We start from the raw sequence: 24,819 nt of genomic DNA on the forward strand, positions 1-24,819 counted from the left end.
AATATGAACTACATAACAAACGATAATTTAGAAGTAGCAGATATTGAAGTATTTGAGATAGTTGAAGCAGAACTAAAAAGACAAACAAACCATCTTGAGATGATTGCAAGTGAGAACTTTACATCTCCAGCAGTTATGCAAGCAATGGGAAGTGTATTTACAAATAAATATGCTGAAGGTTATCCATATAAAAGATATTATGGTGGATGTGAACAAGCTGATAAAGTAGAACAACTTGCAATTGATAGAGCTTGTAAAATCTTTGGATGTAAATATGCAAATGTTCAACCACATAGTGGATCTCAAGCAAATGGTGCTGTATATGCAGCACTACTTAAAGCTGGTGATAAAATCTTAGGTATGGATCTATCTCATGGTGGACACTTAACTCATGGAAGTAAACCAAGCTTTTCAGGGCAAAACTACTCTGCATTTTACTATGGTGTTGAACTTGATGGAAGAATAAATTATGATAAAGTAGAAGAGATTGCAAAAATTGTTCAACCAAAAATCATTGTTTGTGGTGCAAGTGCATATGCAAGAGAGATTGACTTTAAAAGATTTAAAGAGATAGCTGATTCAGTTGGAGCTATTTTATTTGCAGATATTGCTCATATTGCAGGACTTGTTGCTGCTGGTGAACATATGAGTCCATTTCCTTATGCTCATGTTGTAACAACAACTACTCATAAGACTTTAAGAGGTCCAAGAGGTGGTATGATTATGACAAATGATGAAGAGATTGCTAAAAAAATAAATAGTGCAATTTTCCCAGGACTTCAAGGAGGACCTTTAGTTCATGTAATTGCTGCTAAAGCTGTTGCATTTAAAGAGATCTTAGATCCTAAATGGAAAGATTACGCAAAACAAGTAAAAGCAAATGCAAAAGTATTAGGTGAAGTTCTAGTAAGTAGAGGTTATGATATTGTAAGTGGTGGAACAGATAATCACTTAGTTTTAGTATCTTTCTTAAATAAACCATTTAGTGGAAAAGATGCAGATGCAGCACTTGGAGATGCAGGAATTACTGTAAATAAAAACACAGTTCCAGGAGAGACAAGAAGCCCATTTGTAACTTCAGGTATTAGAATAGGAAGCCCTGCTTTAACAGCAAGAGGAATGAAAGAGAAAGAGTTTGAATATATTGCAAATAAAATTTGTGATGTATTAGATAATATTGAAGATAAAGAGTTACATAAAAAAATAAACAAAGAGCTTGAAGAGTTAGCTAGTAAGTTTGTGATTTACAGTAGTTCGACGTATTAAATAAAAATTTTAAAAAAAGGATAGGCTATGCAAATAAGTGGTGATGATTTTTTAAAAAAAGTTCAGTTGAAACAAGAGGGCGAAGAGTTAAAAAGAAAATTAAATGAACTAAATCAAGCAGAATCAAATATGCAAAATTTAAATCTATCAAACAGTCTAAATAGTGCTTATAACAGTGACAATAGTTATGAAGAGATTCAAAGACTTCAAAATAATATTGAATTAGAAAATAGTAATGATGAGTTTGATAGCCTAATCTTAGAAAAGAGATCTAATAGAAGCGATAACAAGAAGAAATATCTTATGCTTGGAGCTATTTTATTAGTTCTATTTTTACTAACAGTTGTTATTGTTGGACTTCTTTCAAATAAAGATAAAAAAGGTGATCCTTTTATGCCGCAAGATTCATCAAGTAGTGATACAAATATTTCAAAAGAGAGTAGCATTGAAGAGAGTTATCAAAAAATTCTTGATGATACAAATAGAAAAAGTGCAGAACAATCACTAGAAGATTTAAAAGAAAATGATAGTTTAGATAACTTAAGCTCTATTAAAGAGATTGTAGAAGAGCCTAAAGAGACTACTATTACAAATGAAGATTTAGATAAAACGATTCAAAAAATTGAAGAGAAAAAAAGTGTTGCTCCTGTTGTAAAAGTTGAAGAGAAAAAAGCACCTTCTACACAAAACGAACCTAAAAAATCTATTAGAGAGTTAGTTGAAGGTAAAAGCACTCAAAATAGTGCCAAAAAAGCAGTTGAGACTACAACATCTACTTCTAAAGGTTTTTATGTTCAAATTGGTGCATTTAAAAACAGACCAGATAGTGCATACTTACAAAAAATAAAACAAAATGGTTTTGAATACAAAATTATAGAAGAGAGTAATTTAAATAAACTTTTAATTGGACCTTATAGTAGTAGAGCAAACGCAAATACTCAAATGCCAAATATAAAAACTAAGCTAAATATTCAATCAGCTTTTATTAAAGAAGTGAAATGATTTTTTATAACAAAACTCTATTTTTGGATCAATTTACACCTGTATCAATTTATGAAAAAGTAAAAGCTCTTTATCCAAAAGAGCTCTCTTTTTTATTTGAAAGTACAATTAGTAGCGGAAATGATGGAAATTTCTCATATATAATAATTGGTGCAAGAGAGAGAATTTGGTACAAAAATAGTGAATGTTTTTTTCAAAATGAGAGTGGAGATATCAAAAAAGTTGATAATAATCCACTACTATTTTTAAAAAAATATTATAAAAAATTTGATAAAGAGATTTATAAAAATATAGCAAAAGAGCTTGGAATTGGTCTAATTGATGGTTTTATTGGAAATATTGGTTATGATATAAGCAAAGAGTTTGAACCAAAATTAAAAAGTAATATGCAAAATTTAAAAGATCAGCTAGATATTGCAGATTTTGATTTAATTAGACCAAAAATAATTCTTGCTTACTCTCATAAAACTTCAAAATTGACTATTTTAACTTCAGTTGATAAGCTTAAAAATGAGCTTGAAGCTATAGAAAAAGAGCTTCTAAAACCATATAGCTATACACCCTTGAAAAAAGCTACTATTTTAGATGAAGGAAAATTCAACTACTCAAAAGAAGAGTTTTTTTCAATGGTAGAAGATGCAAAAGAGATGATTAAAAGTGGAGATATATTTCAAATTTTAATTTCAAATAGATTTATTCAAAGTGCTGTTGTAGATCATTTAAGTTTTTATAGAGCATTAAGAAGCAAAAATCCAAGTCCATATCTTTTTTTACTTCAATTTGAAGATTTTAGTATTGCTGGAAGTAGCCCTGAAGTTATGATTAGATTAGTAGATAATCATATGCTTCTTCGACCAATTGCAGGTACAAGAAAAAGAGGGGCAACTTTACAAAAAGATTTAGAGATGGAAAATGAGCTTTTAAATGATTTAAAAGAGAGATCTGAGCATTTAATGCTTGTTGATTTAGGAAGAAATGATGTTGGAAGAGTAGCTCGTGCTGGAAGTGTTAAAGTAACTGAACTTATGAGAATTGAGAGATACTCTCATGTTATGCACATGGTTAGTGATGTAGAGGCTGTTTTAGATGAGAAATATGATATGTTTGATCTATTTATGGCAACATTTACAGCAGGAACTATGACAGGAGCTCCAAAAATAAGAGCTATGGAGTTAATAGCAAACTTTGAAAAAATAAAAAGAAGTTTTTATTCAGGAAGCGTAGCCTATTTTGGATTTGATGGGAATATGGATAGTGCAATAACTATACGAACTTCTCTTTTAACTAAAGATAAGATAATTTTTCAATCAGGAGCTGGAATAGTTGCTGATTCTAAAAATGAAGATGAGTATTTAGAGGTGCACAATAAATTAGCTGCAAATATTGCAACACTAAAAGATTTATCATAAACAGTAAAGGAAATAAAATGCTACTTGGAGTAAATATAGATCATATAGCAACGCTTAGAGAGGCTAGAAAAATAAATGATCCAAACCCTTTAGATGCTTTAAGTATTTGTAAACTTGCAGGTGCAGATCAAATTACAATCCATTTAAGAGAGGATAGACGACATATCCATGATTTAGATGCTAAAGCTATAATTGAGCAATCAGCACTACCTATAAATCTTGAGTGCTCTATAAATGAAAATATTATTGATATTGTTTGTAAATTAAAACCAAATAGAGTAACTTTGGTACCTGAGAATAGAGATGAAGTTACAACAGAAGGTGGTCTTGATTTAGATAAAAACTTTGATAAAATAAACAATACTATTGAAAAACTACAAGAAAATGATATTGAAGTTTCACTTTTTGTTGATCCAAATAGTAAATCAATTGAGTTATCAAATATGTTAGGTGCAACTTGGGTAGAGCTTCACACAGGAAGTTTTGCAAATATATATGCAATGCTTCATACAAATTTAAGAAGAACTCAACACTCTATTAAATATCTTGAACTGACAAATGAAGAGCTTAAAGAACTTTTACAAAATAGCCTACTTGACTTAAAACAAGCTGCCAATTTTGCATCAAATTTAGATTTAAAAGTTGCTGCTGGACACGGTTTAAACTATCAAAATGTTAAACATATTTGTGAAATAAAAGAGATTATTGAGTTAAATATTGGACAAAGTATAATCGCTAGATCTGTTTTTACAGGTTTAAAAAATGCAATTGAAGATATGAAAATTTTAATCAATGAGTAAACAACTAAAAAAAATAGCTATTAGTATTGGTGATCTAAATGGTATTGGAATAGAGATTGCTCTAAAAGAGCATGAAACTATAAAAAAAATTTGTGATCCAATTTATTGTATAAATAAAAATATGCTAAATCAAGCTTCAAAACTTTTAAAAGTTGATATTCCAGAAGATTTCAAGCTTTTTGAAACAAAAGGTGATTTTGTTATAAAACCTAGTGAGGTTTCAAAAAAAGCTGGAAAATACTCTTTTGACTCATTTATGGATGCAATTAAACTAGCACATAAAAAAGAGGTTGATGCAATTTGTACTCTTCCAATCAATAAAGAGTCTTGGAGTAAAGCTAGCATAAAATACAAAGGTCACACAGAGGTTTTAAGAGATTTTTTTAATAAACATGCAATTATGATGTTGGGCTGTCCTAAAATGTATGTTGCACTTTTTACAGAACATATTGCACTAAAAAAAGTTCCTAAAAAGATTATTGAAAAAGATTTAGTAAAATTTTTTATTGATTTTTATAAAAATGTAAAAGCTAAAAATATTGCGGTATTAGGATTAAATCCACATGCAAGTGATAATGGTGTTTTAGGAGATGAAGAGGTAGTTATTTTTAAAGCTATTAAAAAAGCCAATAAAGAGTTAAAAGAGGATATTTTTAAAGGTCCACTAGTACCTGATACTGCTTTTTCACCAAATTCAAGAAAAAATTTTAAATATTTTATAGCTATGTATCATGATCAAGGTTTAGCACCACTAAAGGCTTTATATTTTGATGAGAGTATTAATGTTAGTCTTAATCTTCCAATTATAAGAACAAGTGTTGATCACGGAACTGCTTTTAATATTGCATATAAAAATGAAAAAATAAACACAAAAAGCTACATAAATGCAATAAAAGAAGCTATAAATTTAAGCAAAAAATGAATTTTTTAAATGAAAACTATGAACAAACTCTTCCAAAAATAAACTTTTTGGAGAGAAAAAAAAAGATTCTATTTAATAAAACTATAATTATAGGTGCTCCTAAAGTTGGTAAAACTTATTTAATTTTTGACCTATTATCAAACTTTAAAAAACAAGAGATTTTATATATAGATTTTTTAGATATAAAGAATAGAAATTTCAAATTAGAGTTAAAACCTTTACAAGATTTTATTAATCAAAATGAGATAAAAGTTTTAGTTTTAGAAAATGTTAACTTTGAATCACTTGAAAAAATTAGTGTTGAAAATATTATTATATCTGCAACTAAAGATATAAATATAGATGGTTTTTCAAAAATATTTTTAAATAACTTAGATTTTGAAGAGTATCTTCTATTTGACAATAAACAACTAAATATTACATCTAGTTTTAATACTTTCTTAAAATATGGAAACTCTCCTGAGATACTTTTTATTGAAGAGAGTAAAAAAGAGTCAAGAATTCAAGAGATTATAAATCTAAACTTGCAAGATAATACAGATTTAAATATCTATCTACTTTTATTAGAGAATATTGATGAAAAAAAGTCTATTTTTCAACTATTTAATACTCTCAAAATGAGAATAAAAATCTCTAAAGATAGATTTTATGAGCGTTGTAAAATTTTTGAAGAGCAAAGATTGATATTTTTTTTAGATAAATTTGAGCAAAAAAACTCTTTAAAAAAGATTTATTGTTACAATCACGCATTTCAAAGTGCTATAAATTTTCAAAAAAAATTTAAACAAGAGTTTACAAATATGGTTTTTTTGGAGTTAAAAAATAGTTATGAAGAGATTTATTATCTTGATTATATAGATTTTTATATACCACAAATAAGAACTGCAGTTGTTTGTATACCATTTTTTAATGAAGTTTCAAATGCCACTTTACTTAAAAAAATAACAAAAATATCAATTGAACTAAATATTTCAAATATTGAAATAATCACTGTTTCAAATAGTAATAAAATAAAAAATAATCAACTTAAAATTGAAGTTTTTTCATTTTTTGAGTGGGCTTTAAGATAGAATGAAGAGAGTTAGAATATAGAGAATAAGAGTATTGAATATGGAAAAAAGAATTATATCTTTTATTAGATATGCCCCGCTTACTATTTTGCCTTTAGTTGTGGCAATGATTTTTTATATAATTATTTCTGGCTATAAAAGTAGTTTAGAAAATAATTTTTTATTATATAAAAACTCTTTGTTAGAACAAGAGAAAACGCAAGTTAAAACAAATGTTGAGATAGCTATTCAAATATATAAAAACCAGATTATTTTAGCTGGAAATAAAAATATATTAAATAGCTCATTTTTAAATCTTATGAAAAATATAAATAGCAAAGCTAGTGATTATTTTTTTATATTTGACACTTCTGGAAATGTTATTTTACACTCATTTTTAAACTTTTTAGAGGGAGAAAATCTTTTTATTCTTGAAGATGAAAACTATAATAGTGCAGTAAAAACAATAACAACAAATTATCAAAATGATAGATTTGTAAACTATCTTTGGTTAAATCCAAATACAAATAAAGTTGAAGAAAAAGTTTCATTTGTAAAACTAATTCCTGAAACAAACTTAATTATAGGAAGTGGATTTTATCCAAGTGAAATTGAGAAAAAAGTAGAAGAAAAAATAAAAAGTGAAGAGGCAACTTATGATAAAAATATCTATTTAACTCTTCTTTTGGCACTTATATTTATTGTTTTATCAATTTTTATTGCATTTATTGTATCAAATATTCTTCTTAAAAAATTCAACTATCTTGCAAAATCTAAAAACTTAAATGAAGAACAAGCATCAATAGATAATATGACAAAACTATACAATAGAGATTGGTTTTACAAAGCTTTAGAAACATTTCATCAAAATCTAAAAGATGATAAAAATATCTTCTCTTTGGTTGTTTTTGATATTGATGATATAAAAAATATAAATACAACTTTTAATTATGATTTTGGTGATACTATAATAAAACAAATAGCCAATTTAGCAAAAGCAACTCTTCCAAAAGATGTTTTTATTTCAAGAGTTGCTGGAGATAGATTTGCTATTATAATCCCACAAAGTGATTTGAATAGTAGTTTTATTTTGGCAAAAAAATTAAAAAACAATGTTGAAGGTCATATATTTAAAAATGATCAAAGAGTTACTATTAGTCTTGGAGTTATAGAAGCAAATAAAAATATCTCAAGCCATGAACTAATAAGAAAGGTAGATTTAGCACTATTTAAAGCAAAAAAAGAGGGAAAAAATAGAGTTATTGCATATAAAAGCTAAGATAGTATATCTATCTTAACTCTTTTTTTAACTCTTCAAGTCTAGCAATTCTATCTGATGTTGTTGGATGTGTTCTAAAAATATTTCCAAAATTATTTTTTAAACCTGAAAAAGGGTTTATTATAAACATATGAGCTGTCTCTTCACTTGCATTTTTTAAAACAGCTCCTCTTTGTGCATAATTTTCAAGTTTTCTTAATGCATTTTGAAGTCCGCTTGGATTTTTTGTCATTCTTGCAGCTCCTTCATCTGCCATAAACTCCCTACTTCTACTAACACTCATTTGAATAATTGAAGCAGCAAGTGGTAGTAAAATTGCCATAACAATCATAACTATAGGGTTTGAATTTTGTCTACTATTTCCAAACATAGTACTAAATTGCATCATATTTGCAATCATAGCAATTGCTCCAGCAAAAACTGCAGCTATTGTTCCAATTAAGATATCATAATGTTTTATATGTGATAACTCATGAGCAATTACACCTTCAAGTTCATCTTCATTTAACATCTCATAAAGTCCCATTGTAACTGCAACTGCAGCATTTTCATGATTTCTTCCTGTAGCAAATGCATTTGGTGTATGATCTGCTATTAAATAAACTTTTGGCATAGGAAGATTTGCTCTTTGAATCAATTTTTGAGTTATTCTATATATTGGATGTCTAATATCTTCAATTGGTGTTGCATTAAATCTTTTTAAAACATGCTTATCTGAATAGTAATATGCATAAAAATTTATTCCACATGCAACTAAAAATGCTATTAACATTCCATTTGTTCCACCAAAACTAAATCCTATAAATACAAATAATACTGTAAGAAGTGTTAGAAAAAATACTGTTTTAGCCTGTTCCATTTTATCTCCTTAAATTTTTGCGAATTTTATCAAATTTAGATTAATAGTTACTTTTTAAATTTTTATATTGATATAAAATTCCCTCATCAAATGCTGTCCAAACTGAAGCTGGTAAATAGGCACTTTTTAAAACACTATTTGTCCAAGTGTTACAAGTGTGAAAAATGCTGTAACTTCCAATAGCTTCATAAAAAGCATCATTTTGACCATATTGTGCATTAGTTTTTATATTTATAACTTTTTCATCTTTATATTGTAAAGACTCTTTTATATTTAATACTATTTTTTCATACTGCTCTTTTGATATATAGATTTTATATGTTAAATCATCTTCAATAATATTTTCATAATATGTTATATGAAGAGCAGTTGAACCAAGTCCAAGAGCTGCTACAACTGCTGTTTTGACTTTTAAATCAGCCCATGTTGGAGTATCAAGATAAAAACCTTTATCACCCCAACCAATACTAATATATGAAAAATCATCTCTTTTACTTAAAGTATCACTTGAAGAGAAGAAATCAAACCAATTTATAATATCACTTTTAAGTGGTAAAACAATATCTGTATGAACACCATTTGATTTTACAAACATCTCATATTCACCATTTTTTAAACTATATGGTGTTGAATATCTTGAAAGAGAGTATTCAAAGACAAAATATAAAATTACAAAAGATATTATAAAAATCAAGGAAAATAGTAGATATTTGATAAATTTTTTCATAATTTGTTACTCTCTTTTTATTGTTTTGATATTTTTATATTTTTCTTATAAAGATATGGTTAAAATTTAGCATTTTTATTTAAGCAGGAAAATATGAAAAGAGTTTTTATAGCAAGACATACTACAAAAGAGAGAGAAGTTGTAAACGAATATGATTACGATACAGAATTAACAGCACAGGGGATAGAAAAAGCTGTTAAAATGGCAAAATATTTGTCAAGTAAAGATTCAAAAATAGATTTAATAGTTGCAAGTCCAGCTGTACGAACAAGACAAACAGCTGAAATATTTGCTAAAGAGTTAGATTATACAAAAACTATTATGCTAAATGAGGTTTTATATATGGCTTTTGTAAATGAGTTGATAGAGACTATAACTTATACTTATGACACAGTTGATACAATGTTAATTGTTGGTCACAATCCATCTTTAACAGCTCTTGCAGTTACACTTGTAGGATTTAAAGAGAAGTTTGAAGAGGGAGCTTTGATGCAAATTGATTTTGACTGCGACAGCTGGATTGATATAGATAAAACTAATGCAAAACTTATAAGTTATACAAAACCAAGTGATGTTTAGGCTACTTGCCTAAACAAAACTCACCAAACATTACATCTAACATCTCATCATTATCATAGGGTTTTGTAATATTTGAAATCTCAAACAAAGCTTCATTTATAAAATGAGCAAAAAACTCCAACTCTCCAGTTTGAAGTGGATTTTTTGATAGATTTATATTTTCTAAAGTTTTTTCAACACTTTGAACCTGTCTTTTTGAAACAAGTGTAAGCTCATCTTCTCCAATACTTCTATTCAAAATATCCTCTAATTTTGAAATCAAATCTTCAATACTATATTTTGTAGATAGTTCTAAATATTCACCCAAACAACTCTTATCAAAAGAGCTTTTCATATCAATCTTATTTAAAATCTTTATAACAGTTTTATCACTAACACTATTTATTAGCTCTAAAATTTTTCTATCTTCATTTGATATTTTTTCACTATTATCAAACAAAGCTAAAATAATATTTGCATCTTCAATACTTTTTATTGATTTTTCAATTCCAATTTTCTCTATTAAATCAGTTGTATCTTCTCTAATTCCAGCTGTATCAACTATTTTTATAATATGTGAACCAATTTTTATACTCTCTTCAATAGTATCTCTAGTAGTTCCTGCAATATTTGAGATAATTGCTCTTTCATAATTTAAAAGTTTGTTTAGAAGGCTAGATTTTCCAACATTTGGTTTACCAATAATTGCTACTTTAAAACCTTCAATTAAGCCCTCTCTTCTTCTGCTTGCGCTTAAAGTATCTCTTAATTTTATAGTGATTTTTTCTATTTTTTCTTCAATTTTTTCTAAAATATCACTTGGTAAATCTTCCTCTGCATAATCAATACTAACCTCTGTGTATGCAAGCATAAAAAGAAGATCTTCTCTAATACTTTCAACAAACTCTTTAAGCTCACCTTTTAACTGTCTAGCTAGAAGTTTAACAGCACTTTGACTCTTTGCTTCAATTATTTTTGAAATAGCTTCTGCTTTACTTAAATCAATTTTATTGTTTAAAAAAGCTCTTTTTGAAAATTCACCAGCATTTGCCATTCTAGCGCCATGAAATAAAACTAAATCTAAAACTAAATTAGCAATTGCAACTCCACCGTGAAGTTGGAACTCCACTATATCCTCTCCTGTAAAAGAGTTTGGAGCTTTAAAATATAGTATTATAGCTTCATCTACTGGATTGTTTTTTTCATCATAAAGGTATGACAAAGTTGCATATCTTGGTTTTATATCTGTAAGTTTTGAGATTTTTTGTGCAATATTTAGTGAGTTTGAACCAGAGAGTCTAATTATTGAAATAGAGCCAACTCCTAAAGGAGTGGCAATAGCTACAATTGTATCATCTAAATACAACTTTTTTAATCCTCTTTACTTTTGTACTCATTTACAAGCACATACTTTTCACCCTTAATATTTGTTTTAACTGCAACATATTTTAAAGGGAACTCCTCTCTTAATCTTTTTAGAGCAATATGAACTAAAATACCATCAAGAGGTTTAGTTTTAAAATTACCTTTATCTTTAATAATCTCAATAACTGGCTCCAAATATAAGTTAATAGCAATCTCTTGGTTTTTCAAAAACTCTGCAACTTCAAGTCTTAACATAAGTCCATATTTATCATTTATCCAATTAAATAAAATATATGATAAAGCTTTATATCTATAACCCTCTTTACCTATTAAAAGTGCTGAATCTTCTCCATAAAACTCAATATAAATCGTCTCATCATCATAAAAACTCACTTTTACTTCATCTAAATTAAAGCAAGTATCACTAAATAGAAGATTTAAACCATCTTTTATCTCTTTAACTATCTCATCTTTTGGTTTTTTGATAATTATTTTTGAAACCTCTTTATCTTTATCTTCGTGATAAAAATTATCAAAAATCTTCTCTTTTTTCTCAACGCTTGGTACTTTTACAATATCTTCTTTTTTCTCAATTTTAATGTCTTCAAACTCTTCACATTTTTTAGAGTTCTCTATTCTTGAGTTTACATCTTCAATTTTTACATCTTTATTTTTATAAGTTTTAAAACTATCTTTTTGTCCTTGATTTTCACACTTACAGTAAGCACAAATAATAGCTTTTTTCTTTCCAAAACCTAAAAAACCCTTCGATGGTTGTTGAATTACTTCAATAACCAACTCAGTAATTGAGCAATTAAACTCTTTTTTAGCTAGGTCATAAACCTCTTCTAAACTATTAGCTTCAAACTTTTTCATTGGATATTCCTAGCTTGCTTTATTTGCAGCTTTTTTCTTCTCAAATATTCTATTAATAGTATATTGTTGAGCAATAGTAAATAGATTATTTACAAACCAGTATAGTGTTAATCCTGCTGGGAACCATAAGAAGAAGAATGTAAATATAATTGGTAACATTTGGAATATCTTCTTTTGCAACTCATCTTGCATTGCCATTGGTGTAATTCTTTGTTGAACATACATTGTTGCACCCATTAAAATTGGTAACACAAACCAAGGATCTAACTCTGCTAAATCTTTAATCCATAAAATCCATTCAGCACCTTTTAACTCAATTGCATTAATTAAAACTCTATAAATAGCAAAGAAAACTGGAATTTGTAAAATTAATGGTAAGCATCCACCCATTGGATTTGCACCATGTTTTTTATAAAGTTCCATCATAGCCATAGATTGTCTTTGCTTATCATCTTTATATTTTGCTTGAATCTCTTTCATTTTTGGAGCAAGCTCTTTTAATTTTTGCATAGATACCATACCTTTGTATGATAAAGGATAAAGTACAAGTTTAATTAAAATTGTAAGAATAACAATTGTCCAACCCCAGTTTCCAACATAACTTTGAATAAATTGAAGAAGTGTAAACATAGGTTTTGCAATAAATGTAAACCAACCATAATCAATAACATCAATAAGCTCTGCATTTAAAGCTTTTAAATCATTATAATTTTTTGGTCCCATAAATCCACTAAAACTAATATTTGATCCAGCGTGAATAAACGCTTGTGGATCTCTATTGTTATCTGGCATTAATGTTGCTTGGAATGTTCTATCAAAATTGTAAATAACAGTTGCATAGTATCTATCAAAATTAGAGATAAAACTAAGTCCTGTTAAAGTTTTTTGATCTTTTAAATCTCCATCTTCAATAGTCTCCAAAGTATCATCAGCTAATTTACCCATAAACCCATGAACTGCATACATATCTGCAATTACATCTGGTCTAAATCCATTTGTAATAAAAAATTGTTTATCATTTGTAGAGCTAACTTCTAAATCATAGTGACCATCTGGATAAAATTTAAACTTTTTAGTTAAAACTGTATTGCTTAAAGTTTGTGTTAAAACCAACTCTTGAACAGAATTTGTAGCATCTATTGTTGAAGAACTAGCTTTCATATCAACTTTGAAAGCTTCATTATTCAAAGCTGGATCTTGAAATCTAAGCTCCAAAGGTCTTAATTGATCTGCTTTAAATAGTTTTATTTGGTTTTGATTTTCATCTTTGTACTTAGCTTCTAAAAGTGTAACTTGTGCAACTCTTCCTAGATTATCAATCTCTATAACATTTTTTTCAGTTGTAATCTTTGCAATTATACTTTTATTATCTACTACCGCTGGTGCAGAGACACTATTACTATTTGAATTTTCTACAATATTTTGAACTTCAGGAGCTGCATTTGCTTGTTGCTGTTGTTCAATTTTTGCCTGAGCCAATCTCTCTTGTTGTTTTGGTTTAAGTACCAAAAACTCATACGCTATAAAAAATACAAAAACCATTACAGTCATTATAATTAATCGTTTTTGCAATCCGCCGTTTATATTATTACCATTGTTCATTCTACTTCTTCCACTCCCTGTTTTTTACTACTAGAAATTTCCCATTTTTTGTGGGTATATACCAATATACTATTTTGATTTTATTATATTTGATATTTTGATTTTTTTTTAACCTATTTACAACTGGATAGTCAAACCCACCAGCAAAAAGTTGGTTGCACTTTAAAATACGCAATATTGTATAAAAAATAGCCTTAAAAAAACTATTATTATCTAGTTGCCAAAGTGCATATTGTGAACAAGTTGGATAATATCTACACGAACCATATGATAGAACTGTTAGATATTTTTGATAAAATCTTATTAAATACTTACCAATACTTCTCATTTAAGTAGTTCAAGTCTTTTAAAAGCAAAATTAAAATCTTTTTGTAAATCTATAAATGACTTTTCATTTATAGGATTTTTTGCAACAAAAATGTAACTTCCATCTTTTAATCGATTATCATATAGTAGTAGTGTAGCTCTCAATCTTCTTTTTGCCTTTGCTCTTAAAACTGCATTTCCAATCTTTTTTGAAGCTACAAATGCAAATTTTGATTTTGAATTTGGCATAAAAAAAGCGACAAAAGTTGAAGTATGCCAACTTTTACCGCTTTTATAAAGTTTGTTGAACTCTTTTTGGCTATTTAGCCTAAAGTCCTTACTTAAACAGCTAATCTTTTTCTTCCTTTAGCTCTTCTTGCATTAATTACTCTTCTACCATTTTTTGTAGCCATTCTTACTCTAAACCCGTGAGTTCTTTTCTTAGGAGTGTTATGTGGTTGATATGTTCTTTTCATCTTACTCTTACCCTTTTAAATTTTCAAAATTAAGTTGTGGATTATAGGCAAATCTTACTTAAACTATTCTTTGCTTTAAGATATTTTTGCTACTATCTTTTCATCTTCTAAATCAAAATCAACACAACTTTGCTCTTTTATTTTATCTTCTAAAATAAGCTCAGCTAGTTTATCTTCAACTATTTCATAAATTGCTCTTTTTAGTGGTCTTGCTCCATAAACTGGATCAAATCCTATTTTTGCAATATACTCTTTTGCCTCTTTTGATAGTGATATTTTTATATCTTTTTCAAGTAATTTTTTCTCTATATTTGCAAATAAAATATCAACAATATTTGTAATAGCATCTAAATTTAACTGCTCAAAAATTACAATATCATCAAGTCTATTTAAAAACTCTGGTCTAAAATGAGCTTTTAACTCATCCATTACAGCTTTTCTTCTTTGCTCTTTATCGCTAATTTCAATTATTCTAGCACTTCCAATATTTGAAGTTAAAATTATAATTGTATTTTTAAAATCAACTGTAACACCTTTATTATCAGTTAATCTTCCATCATCTAAAACTTGTAAAAGTATATTAAATACATCTGGATGTGCCTTTTCAACCTCATCAAAAAGTATTACACTATAAGGTTTTCTTCTAACAGCTTCAGTTAACTGCCCACCCTCTTCATATCCAACATAACCTGGAGCTGCTCCTACAAGTCTTGAAACAGCATGTTTTTCCATATATTCACTCATATCAAATCTAATAAGTGATTTTGCATCATCAAATAAAAATTTTGCTAATGTTTTTGCACTCTCTGTTTTTCCAACTCCTGTTGGTCCTAAAAATAAAAAACTTCCTATAGGACGATTAACTTCACTAAGTCCAGCTTTATTTCTCTTAATTGCTCTGCTTATTGCTTTGATTGCTTCATCTTGACCTATAACATCTTTTTTTAGAACCTCTTCAACTCTTAAAACTTTTTGCTTTTCACTATCAAGCATCTTATTTACAGGAATTTGTGTCCATTTAGAGACAATTGTTGCTATGCTTTCTTCATCAACACTATTTCTTAAAAGAGTTCCCTCTTTTTGCATAATTGCCCATTTCTCTTCATTCTCTTTTATTTTTTTCTCTAACTCTGGAATATCTCCATACTCTATTTTTGCAGCCTCTTCAAATTTTGACTCTCGTTTTGCAATATTTGCTTTAGTTTTAAGCTCATCAATTTTTGTTTTTAACTCACTTGTTAAATTAAATGTATGTTTCTCATTTTCAAATCTAGCTTCAAGATTTTGTTTCTCTTCATTTTTATTTGCAAGCTCTTTTTCTATCTCTTTTATTCTATCTTCATTTTTTTGGCTTTTTTCCATTTTTAAAGCCTCTTTTTCAACTTGCAAAGTTTGAATCTCTCTTTTTATTGTTGAAAGTGCTGTTGGTTCACTCTCAATTTGCATTTTAAGTTCAGCTGCTGCTTCATCTATTAAATCTATTGCTTTATCAGGTAAAAATCTATCTGTAATGTATCTATTTGATAATTTTGCAGCTGCAACTAATGCACTATCATTTATGGTAACATTGTGATGAGTTTCAAGTTTCTCTTTAATACCTCTTAGAATTTGCAAAGCCTCATTTACAGTTGGTTCATCAACTTTAACAGGTTGAAATCTTCGCTGCATTGCTTGATCTTTTTCAAAATATTTTCTATACTCTTTTAGTGTTGTTGCGCCAATTGTGTGAAGTTCACCACGTGCAAGACTTGGTTTTAAAATATTTGCAGCATCCATACTTCCTTCACTAGCACCTGCACCTATAATTGTATGAATCTCATCTATAAATAAAATTATATTCCCATCTTTTTTAACTTCATCAATTACAGATTTAAGTCTATCTTCAAACTCTCCTCTATATTTTGCACCTGCAATAAGTGAACTCATATCAAGTGCAATTACCCTTTTATTTAATAAAGATGTTGGAACATCTTTTGAAACAATTCTTTGAGCCAAACCTTCAGCAATTGCAGTCTTTCCAGTACCTGGTTCTCCAAGCAATATTGGATTGTTTTTTGTTTTTCTTATCAAAATTTGCATCATTCTGTTTATTTGCTCATCTCTTCCAATAACGGGATCTAGTTTTCCATCAATTGCTTGTTTATTTAAATCTATTCCATATTTATTTAAAGCTTCCAAATTATCATCAGCACTTTGATTATCTATAGTTTTTCCAGCACGAATTGCCTCAAGCTCTTTTTTTGCCTCTTTTAAATCTATATATTTTCCTAAAATTTCTTTGATTGTTGGCTCATCGAAGTTTGCTATAAGCCATGAGTCAATTGCTATATAACTATCTCCCAAACTTGACATCTGTCCAGCTGCTTTTTGAAAACTATCGTATAATTTTTTTGATACTTTAATATTCTCTTTTGTAACACTACTTACAGTTGGAAGTCTACTTGCATTTGATTTTGCTTCAAGTTCAATTGCAGCTTTGTTTACATTCATTTTATTTAATAGTTGATTTAATACTGAATTTGTATTTGTAAGCAAAGCCCACAAAATATGTACTACTTCTATCTCTTGATTTTTATTGTGCAAAGCTAGATTTAAACCACTATCAATAGCTTCTCTTAGTTGATTTGTCATTTTTTCAAATATATTATTCATTTAGCACTCCTAATGTTTAATTGCTAATTGGATTATATAACTTTAGTCAGATAATGTCAAGTATTACATAATATTATTTGAATATATAGAATTTTTTATAACTCTAAAAGAATTTGAGAAAAGATAAAATAAAAGTGTTACTCAATCTAAGGTATTAACTGAATAAAAAAAGTGTCTACCATCTTGGGGTCATTCCAACATTTATATTTATTTCATTTCCTGTTATTGAGCTTAGAACTGTTTGTTTACTTTGACTTACTCCATTATTCATAGAAATTCCAGAGTTTACAGATGATACATCGCCTATATCTATGCTTGGTACTCTATGTCCTTCTTTTCCTCCACTCCCAAATCCTATTCCTGCGTTTACATTAAATCCTGATTGATTTGAAGATGATTCATCTCTTAAGCTTTCAACTATTAGATTATTCCCTACATTTAAATTTAGTGTATCTTCTGCTCTTAGATTTGCTCCTTGGAATACTGCATCATTTCTTACATCTACATACATATTATTTGCTAGTAGTTGTGAGTTATTATTTATTACACTATTACTTTGGAAACTTTGTTTTTCTCCACCTAATGATGCAGTCTCTCCTCCACCTCCATACATTGTTAGGTTTACACTTCCATTTATACTCTTTTTATCTTGGCTTGTTTGGTTTGTATCTTGAGAAGCTTTTACATTTAGGTTCTTTGTATTTATATTCAAACTATCATTTGCTACTATATTTGTATTTGTACTTAATTTCTCATCTGCATTTATAATGATATTTTTTCCATTTAGGTTTAACAATAAATTTTTATTTACTATTGGGTTTATACTCAATTTTTACCTTTTATTTTTGAAATAATTTTCTGAAGAAACTTTTCTTTTAAAAATTAACAATATTAATTTGGAAAAATAAATTGCAAATAAAATTTGTACCACAGTTAAGATAAACAAAAATATATCAAATTTAGTATATGTCATATTTGCAATACCTGTTTTAAATCCAAAATAATCCCTAAAAAAGAAGACTAATATTACAATCAAAAATACACCATTATACTTAAGAAAATACTTGTAGTTTATTCTTATTATATTTAATGAAACAATACTATACATAGGAAACAATAAACCAATTATTATAAATAAGAAATTGGACATATGTCTATCAGTCTCAGAATTTGATAAAAAATAAAAAATAAAAAATAAAAAATAAAAAATAAAAAATATTTTTTTACCTTCACTATTATTCAAAAAAAGAAGCATCCAAAATAGTATTAACATTTTAGTTAATACTTCTATATTTGAATTATTATCTATATAAACAAAAATAAAGATTATGTATACACAAATTATTGCTATAATTTTATTTTTCATTAAACTGCTTCCAAACATCTTTACTATCCATATTTGAATGGCTTTTCTTTGGGTGATTCCCACTTTCCACTTCAACATTATCAACTTTATCACTATTTATTTTTCTAAATATAGAAAAAATATAATATATAAATGAAATTATAAGTTGTAATATGACAAGTGAAAAAAGTATATTACATACTGAAAATCCAAATAAAAATTCATAACATATATAATCAGAAGTTATTATTGTGCCTTTTATAAAATAATCAATTAAGATATTTATAAATGTAGGTAAAAATAAAATAAATATTCTTATTTTATGTAATATTAATGTTAAAATAGAAATGAAAGCCAATGGTTCTATAATTTGATAAAGAAAATGTATAAAAAAGCCAATATAACCCCAAAACTCTCCTTTTAAATAAACTATTATTATAAAAAATATTAAATTTAAAAGTAAAAACAAATATATAAAAACAAATACTGACTTATTTAAATACATTTTAAATTATTACCATACTATTTATTTTTGTTATTAAAATTAATGCTTTTATCATTAAATTGCTCCCATACTTTAACACTATCTAAATCAGAATGACTATTTATTGGATGATTTCCACTTTCTACTCTAATATTTTTTGTTCCATCTTGTATTCTTGAATCATATCCAAGTGATGACAAATTTGTATAATAAATAATAACTTACTCATTTCTCTTCCTTTTTATCTTATTAAAAAATAAATTATACTTGTCATTCCGTGTTTATATATCTGACTCATATTCTTCTCCTATAAAACAATCAAAACTTTCTATATCAATTTCTATCTTGAATTTTTCAAATAGTGTCTTTTTTATTTTAGGTGTAACATTATAATATCCACTAAGATACTCATTTCCATATTCATCTATAAAAGTGTGTTCTTTATCTGGAAAAATTTTCAGTAGAGTTTCTTCAATATCTTTTAAAGTACAATTTTTAATGGGTACTATTTTTATTAAACTTTCGTCATTATTGCTATAGTATTTAACCTTTCTTGAACTTCTTTTATATCTAGATTTTTTAAGTTTTAATTTATCTTTTTTTTTATGAAAATAGCTGATTGCAACTAACATTTTAGGTTTATTTTTCATTTTTATAACTTTCCCATAAAAAATAAATTAATTTAATAAATAGTAAAAATAGTTGTAAAGGTAATAATAAAAAAATTATTATTGAAAATAAAATTAAAGAATTGTAACCAACATCTTCGGTACTTAAATTAAAAATATTTAGTTGTAATATTAAAATTATCAATGCTATAAGAACTATTAAATAAAAAGGAATTAATATATTTGGTAAATTTTTAATCATTAAATTGTTCCCATACTTTTTTGCTATCTAAATCTGAATGACTATTTTTTGGATGATTTCCACTTTCTACTTCTATATTTTGAACTTTAGGGTTATTTATATTTCTATCTCCCATTCCTATTTTATCTATATTAACTCCAAAAACTCCAAATTGCACATCACTTCCTCCTAATTTTTGAACCACATCACTTGTATCATATACATTTTTAATTGATGAATTTTCACTAAATTTACTATAATCTATTGGATAATCCTTTCTTACTGGTGTTCCCATAAATACTACATTATCTATCTTTTTATCTCCTTGATAAAACTGTGTAAAATCTTTAATTACATTTCCACCGTGAGAGTGTCCTATTATATTTAAAGGTTCTCCATCTTTAAATTCATAGTTTTCTACAAATTCACTTAATCTCAATCCAGCATTAGCTCTTGACCAAAAACTATTATCAGCACCACTACCATTTTCTGTTCCATCTTTACCACTCCAATCAAACTGATAAACTGTTTCATTATAAGTTTTACCAACGGCTTCTAAAAAATCCTTATCTGCATCTTTTGGTGATGAGTATGTTCCGTGTACAAATATTGTCAAGTCATCAATTCTACCATCACCACTATTAGCTTTAGCTACATCTTGCAGATACTGTTTTGTATTTGTATTTAGTATATTTATATCATTTATTGAGTTCAAACTATTTGTCTTATTACTATCTAGTTTTACATAGTTATATGTATTTGATGAAAAATCCAATCCACTTGATGAGTATTTACCAAACAAATCTGAGTACTCTTCTTGCAGTTGAGTTGTTTCTCTTAGGTATGTCTGTCCTTGGTTTTGTCTTACATGGGCTACTTCATTATTCACAGTTAATCTTTTTTAGAGCTTTTATAAATAGAAATACCTTGAACTATGGCTACAATAGAACCTATTATAATATAAGCTGTTCCTACTAACAGAGATGATTCTCCATCTTTGTCCCCCCATTTATATTCCACTAAAGAAGGATATAAAATAGTAAGTATCCCTGCTAAAATAAAGAATAATCCTGTTATAAAAATATTTGTTCTTGAGTAAATATTATTTCCCATTACTATCCTCCTTTTCATACATTTTATTATTTATATAACCTAATGCTCCAGGAATAGAAGTAGGATGTGTTATAAAATTCTCTCCTGAATAATAATCATATCCTGCACTAAAAACTGGTGAAAAAGGAGCTGTGATTCCTTTTTCAAAAATTGTCATTGCTGTATCTATAGTTAATCTTCTATAATTTTCTGGCATATTACGATAAGCAGTTGAAATATCTTGTGCTATATCATCTCTTTTTACATACAAAGTATTTAAATCATTACCAAATTGATTTATTACTTCTCCTGTTTTATTTATTACATTTCTCATTGGTTCATTCATCTTTTTATCTATCTGCCCCTCTATTCCCCTATGTATATCATTCTCATCTGTTGGTGCATTAAGATAACTTTGAAAAGCACTTACTCCCAATATTGCTATTGGAATTACTGGTAAATCATCTCCACCACTTTTATTAATATTAGCAAACTCTTTATTATTAGCATTTAATAAATTATTTGTATTAAATACTGATGGATACTCTGTTACTACTCCATTATTATGATTATTTGTACTTGCTAGGTTTCCACCATTTACTATATTCAATGCTCCATCTGTATAGTATGCTAAGTTATCCCCAAAGTTTGTTGCATAGATATTTTGGTCTTTATCATTTGCAACAAATATATTATTTTGTTTATCCATATCATGCATTATCTCATGTCCCGTTGATGATACTAATTCACTTGTTGAGTTAGCATATTTATCATTTACATAACTTGTTTGTGTATTTGAATCATAATATCCTTTTACTTGTGTATTATTTGTTCCTATATTTGTATCTTCTTTTGTAATTATTGCTATACTATTTGATACTAGGTTTGACAATAGATTTTTATTTAATATTAGGTTTATGCTCAATTTTTACCCTTACTTTTTACTTCTGCATTTCCAACGAGGATGTTGTGAACGAGAAAAAATTAATCCCATACTTTTTTACTATTTTCTACTCTTATACTCATTCCACAATTCTTTAAATATTGCTATTAGTATTCTAATACCCCAAATTACAAACTGGAATGAAAAAATAAAAATCCCAAATAAATATAAAAAAAAACCAGTATATCCTGCCGTTTCACTATCATCAAAAATATATCTATTATGTTCCAGAACAAGCCCTAATACAATAAAAGAAAGCCCTATTAGAATAAATATATAATTACTCATTTTCATCACCTGTTTTCTTATTTTGTTCTTTGTCTTTACTATTATTCTTTTTTCTTTGATTATCAAGATAATAAATTAATATAACTATCACTGTTGAAATTGGAAGTATCCATTCTAAATTTAGAAAGACATATATACCACTACCTTGTCTTGAACTTAAACCTGCAATAAGATTATTCATTTTTTTCTCCAACTTTATTTATTTCATTAATTATAATATTTGATGATTGGTTTACTGGATTATTTTTACTACCACCATACGCTGGAACAGTAACTACTTTTAAATTTAAATAATCAAACATAAGTCTTTGTTGGGGTGTCATTTTTGATGTATCTAAGTTATATAATTCATTTAAACTATTACCTAATCCAACAAAACCTTTACCAATATCTCTTTGGATTCTATTTACAAAAAGTTTATTTTTTTCTTCTTCTGTTTTTCCAGTCATTAAATAATTCATAGCTTGTTCAGGTGTTCCAACCATATATCCACCTATTTCATCAGGCTTTTTATATATAACCATTCCCTTTACATTTTTTATCATATCTTTAGCTTCATCATAACTCAAGTCATCAATTCTACCATCACCACTATTAACCCTAGATACATCTTGCAGATATTGTTTTGTGTTTATATTTAATACATTTATATCACCATATGAATTTAATCCATTTGTTTTATTTATATCTAGTTTTACATAGTTATATGTATTTGATGAAAAATCCAATCCACTTGATGAGTATTTACCAAACAAATCTGAGTACTCTTCTTGCAGTTGAGTTGTTTCTCTTAGATATGTCTGTCCTTGATTTTGTCTTACATGGGCTACTTCATGTCCTAGGGTATTTGAAGAGCTTAAAGCATTTTGATTATTTGTTTTATCAAGGTAGATATTTGAGTTTGTATTATCTTTATTTGTATATGTTGAACCATATTTATCATTTAAAACAGCCATCTTCGCTTCTTCTATATTTACTCCATATGTACTTGCATATATTTGTGCGTAATCATTTATTGCTTTATCTATTTGTTCTTGAGAGTAGTTTTGTTGATTTTCTAATATATTTATTGTTTGTCCATTATCATTTAAAGCTAAAGCTTTTTGTACATCTAAATCTTTTTGCACATCTCCTATATGATCAAATGTATCTTTAATATTTAAAGAATCTGAACTTACTACATCAGCTACTGCTTGTCCCAATCTTTTTGATCTTTCTACATCTTCAGCTATCTCTTTTCTTCCATCTTCTGTAAGAAGTCTTGTATCTAAAGTTGCATCTACTTTTGTTCCAGTTGAACTTGAGTACAAATCTTTATTTATAGCATTTACATCTTGGTTTAGTTTTGTTAAATCATCTGAGTTTTCAATATCTTTTATAGTGATATTTCCATTTCCCAAAGTTGCTAGGGTTTTACTAGCCTCTGTTTCTAATGAATTCTCAGAGTTATACCCTACACTTGATACATCTCCATTTACACTACTACTTACACTTCCACCTATTGATTTACTTGATGAGTAAGAGCTATTTGATGAGTTTGCGAATGTCAGGGTATTTGTTGTTAGGTTTAGGTTATCACTATCACTAGCTAGAAGTGAACCTTTTAAGTGTGTATTATTTCCTACATTTATATTTAAATAAGCATTTAAATTTTGAACAATTAAAAATATAGATAAGATAATATTTTTCATTTATTTTAATTTTCTTTATCTTTTTTATAACTTTTATAGATAGAAATAATTTGAACTATGGCTACAATAGAACCTATTATTACATATATTATTCCTATAATTATATTTGAAACTATATCATTACCCCACTTAGTATACGATGGACTTAATATTGTTATTATTCCCATTATTATGGAAAATATTGCCGTTAAAAATATACCATTTACTTTTGATGCTAAACTATTTTTCATTATTCTTATTCTTTTCATACTCTATTAATTTGTCATTTCCATATCCTATCCCTCCCCAAATTGATGTAGGATAAGTATCAAAATTCTGACCAGAGTAAATATCATAAGAGTTTAATATAGGTTTTGGAAGCCAAACTGTAGAACCATATTCAGTTATTGTCATTGCTATATCTATACTTGATTTTCTAGCCCAATCTGGCATATTACGATAAGCACTTGAAATATCTTGTGCTATATCATCTCTTTTTATATATAAAGTATTTAAATCCTCTCCAAATTGATTTATTACTTCTTCTGATTTATTTATTACTTTTTTCATTGGTTGATTCATATTTTTATCTATTTCTCCTTCTATTCCTCTATGTATATCATTCTCATTTGTTGGTGTATTAAGATAAGTTTGAAAAGCAGTTACTCCCAATATAGCTATTGGAATTACTGGTAAATCATCCCCTTTGCTTTTATCAAGTCCAGCAAACTCTTTATTATTTCCAGTTAATAAATTATTTGTATTAAATACTGATGGATACTCTGTTACTATCCCTAAATTATGATTATTTGTACTTGCCAAAGAACTATTATAAAAATTATTCATCACAATCTTTTATTTTATCTATTCATTAGAGTTAATTAAAGAAAAATAAAAAGAATAATACATATAGGAATTAAATATTTCAATCTTTTCCAATAACTTTGTATTTTCCGATTATCTTTAATAAATTCATTAGAATTGATATCTACTTCATAAC

27 protein-coding genes are annotated in these 24,819 nt (G+C 27.2%); 8 read left to right on the plus strand and 19 right to left on the minus strand.

The features are described 5' to 3' along the window. The first annotated feature begins 3 nt into the window (after positions 1 to 3). Genes ASKIR_RS07505 through ASKIR_RS07535 form a run of 7 tightly spaced genes read left to right on the plus strand, consistent with a single transcriptional unit; the run spans position 4 to position 7,727 of the window. Positions 4 to 1,266 (plus strand): serine hydroxymethyltransferase, encoded by a 1,263-nt coding sequence (locus ASKIR_RS07505; RefSeq protein WP_115588198.1) that lies wholly within the window; start codon positions 4 to 6, stop codon positions 1,264 to 1,266. 27 nt (positions 1,267 to 1,293) lie between these two features. After that, on the plus strand, positions 1,294 to 2,268 hold the full coding sequence (locus ASKIR_RS07510; RefSeq protein ID WP_115588197.1) for an SPOR domain-containing protein: 975 nt from the start codon (positions 1,294 to 1,296) through the stop codon (positions 2,266 to 2,268). Then, entirely contained in the window at positions 2,265 to 3,677 is a 1,413-nt protein-coding gene (locus ASKIR_RS07515; RefSeq protein WP_115588196.1) for an anthranilate synthase component I family protein, read from the plus strand. The genes ASKIR_RS07510 and ASKIR_RS07515 overlap by 4 nt, the downstream gene beginning before the upstream one ends. A gap of 17 nt (positions 3,678 to 3,694) precedes the next feature. Next, positions 3,695 to 4,477: a pyridoxine 5'-phosphate synthase gene (locus ASKIR_RS07520; protein ID WP_066159445.1), complete on the plus strand. Its 783-nt coding sequence runs from the start codon at positions 3,695 to 3,697 to the stop codon at positions 4,475 to 4,477. Continuing rightward, positions 4,470 to 5,399 carry a 4-hydroxythreonine-4-phosphate dehydrogenase gene (gene pdxA / locus ASKIR_RS07525; RefSeq protein ID WP_115588195.1) on the plus strand — a complete coding sequence of 310 codons (930 nt, stop codon included), beginning with the start codon at positions 4,470 to 4,472 and terminating at the stop codon, positions 5,397 to 5,399. Before ASKIR_RS07520 ends, pdxA begins: the two co-directional genes overlap by 8 nt. Next, positions 5,396 to 6,469: an ATP-binding protein gene (locus ASKIR_RS07530; protein ID WP_066349950.1), complete on the plus strand. Its 1,074-nt coding sequence runs from the start codon at positions 5,396 to 5,398 to the stop codon at positions 6,467 to 6,469. The genes pdxA and ASKIR_RS07530 overlap by 4 nt, the downstream gene beginning before the upstream one ends. A 40-nt stretch (positions 6,470 to 6,509) precedes the next feature. Further along, entirely contained in the window at positions 6,510 to 7,727 is a 1,218-nt protein-coding gene (locus ASKIR_RS07535; protein WP_066349949.1) for a sensor domain-containing diguanylate cyclase, read from the plus strand. Between the two features lie 10 nt (positions 7,728 to 7,737). On the opposite strand, the gene htpX is transcribed toward ASKIR_RS07535, so the two are convergent. Together htpX and ASKIR_RS07545 are read right to left on the minus strand one after the other, a co-directional pair. Beyond that, a complete protein-coding gene (htpX, locus tag ASKIR_RS07540) occupies positions 7,738 to 8,586 on the minus strand; it encodes a zinc metalloprotease HtpX (RefSeq protein ID WP_115588194.1) in 849 nt (282 codons plus the stop codon). A 40-nt stretch (positions 8,587 to 8,626) separates the two neighbouring features. After that, positions 8,627 to 9,313 carry a TIGR02117 family protein gene (locus tag ASKIR_RS07545; protein ID WP_115588193.1) on the minus strand — a complete coding sequence of 229 codons (687 nt, stop codon included), beginning with the start codon at positions 9,311 to 9,313 and terminating at the stop codon, positions 8,627 to 8,629. 93 nt (positions 9,314 to 9,406) lie between these two features. Between ASKIR_RS07545 and ASKIR_RS07550 the strand changes: the two genes are divergently transcribed. After that, positions 9,407 to 9,892, plus strand: a complete 486-nt coding sequence (locus tag ASKIR_RS07550) for a SixA phosphatase family protein (protein WP_115588192.1) — start codon at positions 9,407 to 9,409, stop codon at positions 9,890 to 9,892. A gap of 1 nt (position 9,893) precedes the next feature. On the opposite strand, the gene mnmE is transcribed toward ASKIR_RS07550, so the two are convergent. The 17 genes from mnmE to ASKIR_RS07650 all read right to left on the minus strand — a co-directional run bounded on the left by mnmE (position 9,894) and on the right by ASKIR_RS07650 (position 24,665). Next, positions 9,894 to 11,237: a tRNA uridine-5-carboxymethylaminomethyl(34) synthesis GTPase MnmE gene (gene mnmE, locus ASKIR_RS07555; protein ID WP_066407359.1), complete on the minus strand. Its 1,344-nt coding sequence runs from the start codon at positions 11,235 to 11,237 to the stop codon at positions 9,894 to 9,896. Positions 11,238 to 11,242: 5 nt separating this feature from the next. Then, positions 11,243 to 12,112 carry a Jag N-terminal domain-containing protein gene (locus tag ASKIR_RS07560; RefSeq protein WP_115588191.1) on the minus strand — a complete coding sequence of 290 codons (870 nt, stop codon included), beginning with the start codon at positions 12,110 to 12,112 and terminating at the stop codon, positions 11,243 to 11,245. A 9-nt stretch (positions 12,113 to 12,121) separates the two neighbouring features. Further along, complete coding sequence (yidC, locus tag ASKIR_RS07565; protein ID WP_115588190.1) at positions 12,122 to 13,714, minus strand: membrane protein insertase YidC; 1,593 nt, start codon at positions 13,712 to 13,714, stop codon at positions 12,122 to 12,124. Position 13,715: 1 nt separating this feature from the next. Further along, on the minus strand, positions 13,716 to 14,042 hold the full coding sequence (yidD, locus tag ASKIR_RS07570; RefSeq protein WP_066349939.1) for a membrane protein insertion efficiency factor YidD: 327 nt from the start codon (positions 14,040 to 14,042) through the stop codon (positions 13,716 to 13,718). Beyond that, positions 14,039 to 14,374, minus strand: a complete 336-nt coding sequence (rnpA, locus tag ASKIR_RS07575) for a ribonuclease P protein component (protein ID WP_082946344.1) — start codon at positions 14,372 to 14,374, stop codon at positions 14,039 to 14,041. The genes yidD and rnpA overlap by 4 nt, the downstream gene beginning before the upstream one ends. Beyond that, on the minus strand, positions 14,362 to 14,496 hold the full coding sequence (rpmH, locus tag ASKIR_RS07580) for a 50S ribosomal protein L34 (protein WP_024775877.1): 135 nt from the start codon (positions 14,494 to 14,496) through the stop codon (positions 14,362 to 14,364). Before rpmH ends, rnpA begins: the two co-directional genes overlap by 13 nt. A 75-nt stretch (positions 14,497 to 14,571) precedes the next feature. Further along, positions 14,572 to 17,148: an ATP-dependent Clp protease ATP-binding subunit gene (locus tag ASKIR_RS07585; RefSeq protein ID WP_115588189.1), complete on the minus strand. Its 2,577-nt coding sequence runs from the start codon at positions 17,146 to 17,148 to the stop codon at positions 14,572 to 14,574. 175 nt (positions 17,149 to 17,323) lie between these two features. Continuing rightward, positions 17,324 to 17,977 carry a hemagglutinin repeat-containing protein gene (locus ASKIR_RS07590; protein WP_115588188.1) on the minus strand — a complete coding sequence of 218 codons (654 nt, stop codon included), beginning with the start codon at positions 17,975 to 17,977 and terminating at the stop codon, positions 17,324 to 17,326. Positions 17,978 to 19,015: 1,038 nt separating this feature from the next. Further along, on the minus strand, positions 19,016 to 19,177 hold the full coding sequence (locus ASKIR_RS10300) for a hypothetical protein (RefSeq protein ID WP_165844108.1): 162 nt from the start codon (positions 19,175 to 19,177) through the stop codon (positions 19,016 to 19,018). 81 nt (positions 19,178 to 19,258) lie between these two features. Continuing rightward, on the minus strand, positions 19,259 to 19,627 hold the full coding sequence (locus ASKIR_RS07605; protein ID WP_066349834.1) for a hypothetical protein: 369 nt from the start codon (positions 19,625 to 19,627) through the stop codon (positions 19,259 to 19,261). A gap of 212 nt (positions 19,628 to 19,839) precedes the next feature. Beyond that, positions 19,840 to 20,715, minus strand: coding sequence for an esterase/lipase family protein (locus ASKIR_RS07615; protein ID WP_115588186.1), 876 nt, complete (start codon positions 20,713 to 20,715; stop codon positions 19,840 to 19,842). Positions 20,716 to 20,717: 2 nt separating this feature from the next. Next, the gene (locus tag ASKIR_RS07620) at positions 20,718 to 20,939 is read right to left on the minus strand and encodes a hypothetical protein (RefSeq protein ID WP_115588185.1); all 222 of its coding nucleotides are present in this window, start codon (positions 20,937 to 20,939) and stop codon (positions 20,718 to 20,720) included. Further along, positions 20,929 to 21,843, minus strand: coding sequence for a hypothetical protein (locus tag ASKIR_RS07625; protein WP_115588184.1), 915 nt, complete (start codon positions 21,841 to 21,843; stop codon positions 20,929 to 20,931). The genes ASKIR_RS07620 and ASKIR_RS07625 overlap by 11 nt, the downstream gene beginning before the upstream one ends. Before the next feature lie 298 nt (positions 21,844 to 22,141). After that, positions 22,142 to 22,330, minus strand: coding sequence for a hypothetical protein (locus ASKIR_RS07635; protein WP_066349814.1), 189 nt, complete (start codon positions 22,328 to 22,330; stop codon positions 22,142 to 22,144). Continuing rightward, positions 22,323 to 23,840: a hypothetical protein gene (locus ASKIR_RS07640; protein WP_115588183.1), complete on the minus strand. Its 1,518-nt coding sequence runs from the start codon at positions 23,838 to 23,840 to the stop codon at positions 22,323 to 22,325. Before ASKIR_RS07640 ends, ASKIR_RS07635 begins: the two co-directional genes overlap by 8 nt. 5 nt (positions 23,841 to 23,845) lie before the next feature. Beyond that, positions 23,846 to 24,070, minus strand: coding sequence for a hypothetical protein (locus ASKIR_RS07645; RefSeq protein WP_066349813.1), 225 nt, complete (start codon positions 24,068 to 24,070; stop codon positions 23,846 to 23,848). Beyond that, positions 24,060 to 24,665 carry a hypothetical protein gene (locus tag ASKIR_RS07650; protein WP_115588182.1) on the minus strand — a complete coding sequence of 202 codons (606 nt, stop codon included), beginning with the start codon at positions 24,663 to 24,665 and terminating at the stop codon, positions 24,060 to 24,062. Before ASKIR_RS07650 ends, ASKIR_RS07645 begins: the two co-directional genes overlap by 11 nt. Between the last annotated feature and the right edge of the window lie 154 nt (positions 24,666 to 24,819).

Origin of the sequence: Aliarcobacter skirrowii CCUG 10374, from assembly GCF_003544835.1 — a bacterium.
GTDB lineage: Bacteria > Campylobacterota > Campylobacteria > Campylobacterales > Arcobacteraceae > Aliarcobacter > Aliarcobacter skirrowii.

Excerpts from the sequence above, each read along its gene's own strand:
- ASKIR_RS07620 (WP_115588185.1), bottom strand. The coding sequence starts at position 20,939 with ATGGGAAATAATATTTACTCAAGAACAAATATTTTTATAACAGGATTA.
- yidC (WP_115588190.1), bottom strand. The coding sequence starts at position 13,714 with ATGAACAATGGTAATAATATAAACGGCGGATTGCAAAAACGATTAATT.
- rpmH (WP_024775877.1), bottom strand. The coding sequence starts at position 14,496 with ATGAAAAGAACATATCAACCACATAACACTCCTAAGAAAAGAACTCAC.
- ASKIR_RS07560 (WP_115588191.1), bottom strand. The coding sequence starts at position 12,112 with ATGAAAAAGTTTGAAGCTAATAGTTTAGAAGAGGTTTATGACCTAGCT.
- ASKIR_RS07545 (WP_115588193.1), bottom strand. The coding sequence starts at position 9,313 with ATGAAAAAATTTATCAAATATCTACTATTTTCCTTGATTTTTATAATA.
- ASKIR_RS07515 (WP_115588196.1), top strand. The coding sequence starts at position 2,265 with ATGATTTTTTATAACAAAACTCTATTTTTGGATCAATTTACACCTGTA.
- ASKIR_RS07550 (WP_115588192.1), top strand. The coding sequence starts at position 9,407 with ATGAAAAGAGTTTTTATAGCAAGACATACTACAAAAGAGAGAGAAGTT.
- ASKIR_RS07535 (WP_066349949.1), top strand. The coding sequence starts at position 6,510 with ATGGAAAAAAGAATTATATCTTTTATTAGATATGCCCCGCTTACTATT.
- ASKIR_RS07645 (WP_066349813.1), bottom strand. The coding sequence starts at position 24,070 with ATGAAAAATAGTTTAGCATCAAAAGTAAATGGTATATTTTTAACGGCA.
- ASKIR_RS07520 (WP_066159445.1), top strand. The coding sequence starts at position 3,695 with ATGCTACTTGGAGTAAATATAGATCATATAGCAACGCTTAGAGAGGCT.
- ASKIR_RS07530 (WP_066349950.1), top strand. The coding sequence starts at position 5,396 with ATGAATTTTTTAAATGAAAACTATGAACAAACTCTTCCAAAAATAAAC.
- ASKIR_RS07650 (WP_115588182.1), bottom strand. The coding sequence starts at position 24,665 with ATGAATAATTTTTATAATAGTTCTTTGGCAAGTACAAATAATCATAAT.
- ASKIR_RS07640 (WP_115588183.1), bottom strand. The coding sequence starts at position 23,840 with ATGAAAAATATTATCTTATCTATATTTTTAATTGTTCAAAATTTAAAT.
- ASKIR_RS07605 (WP_066349834.1), bottom strand. The coding sequence starts at position 19,627 with ATGAAAAATAAACCTAAAATGTTAGTTGCAATCAGCTATTTTCATAAA.
- ASKIR_RS07635 (WP_066349814.1), bottom strand. The coding sequence starts at position 22,330 with ATGAATAATCTTATTGCAGGTTTAAGTTCAAGACAAGGTAGTGGTATA.
- pdxA (WP_115588195.1), top strand. The coding sequence starts at position 4,470 with ATGAGTAAACAACTAAAAAAAATAGCTATTAGTATTGGTGATCTAAAT.
- ASKIR_RS07505 (WP_115588198.1), top strand. The coding sequence starts at position 4 with ATGAACTACATAACAAACGATAATTTAGAAGTAGCAGATATTGAAGTA.
- ASKIR_RS07510 (WP_115588197.1), top strand. The coding sequence starts at position 1,294 with ATGCAAATAAGTGGTGATGATTTTTTAAAAAAAGTTCAGTTGAAACAA.
- ASKIR_RS07585 (WP_115588189.1), bottom strand. The coding sequence starts at position 17,148 with ATGAATAATATATTTGAAAAAATGACAAATCAACTAAGAGAAGCTATT.
- htpX (WP_115588194.1), bottom strand. The coding sequence starts at position 8,586 with ATGGAACAGGCTAAAACAGTATTTTTTCTAACACTTCTTACAGTATTA.
- yidD (WP_066349939.1), bottom strand. The coding sequence starts at position 14,042 with ATGAGAAGTATTGGTAAGTATTTAATAAGATTTTATCAAAAATATCTA.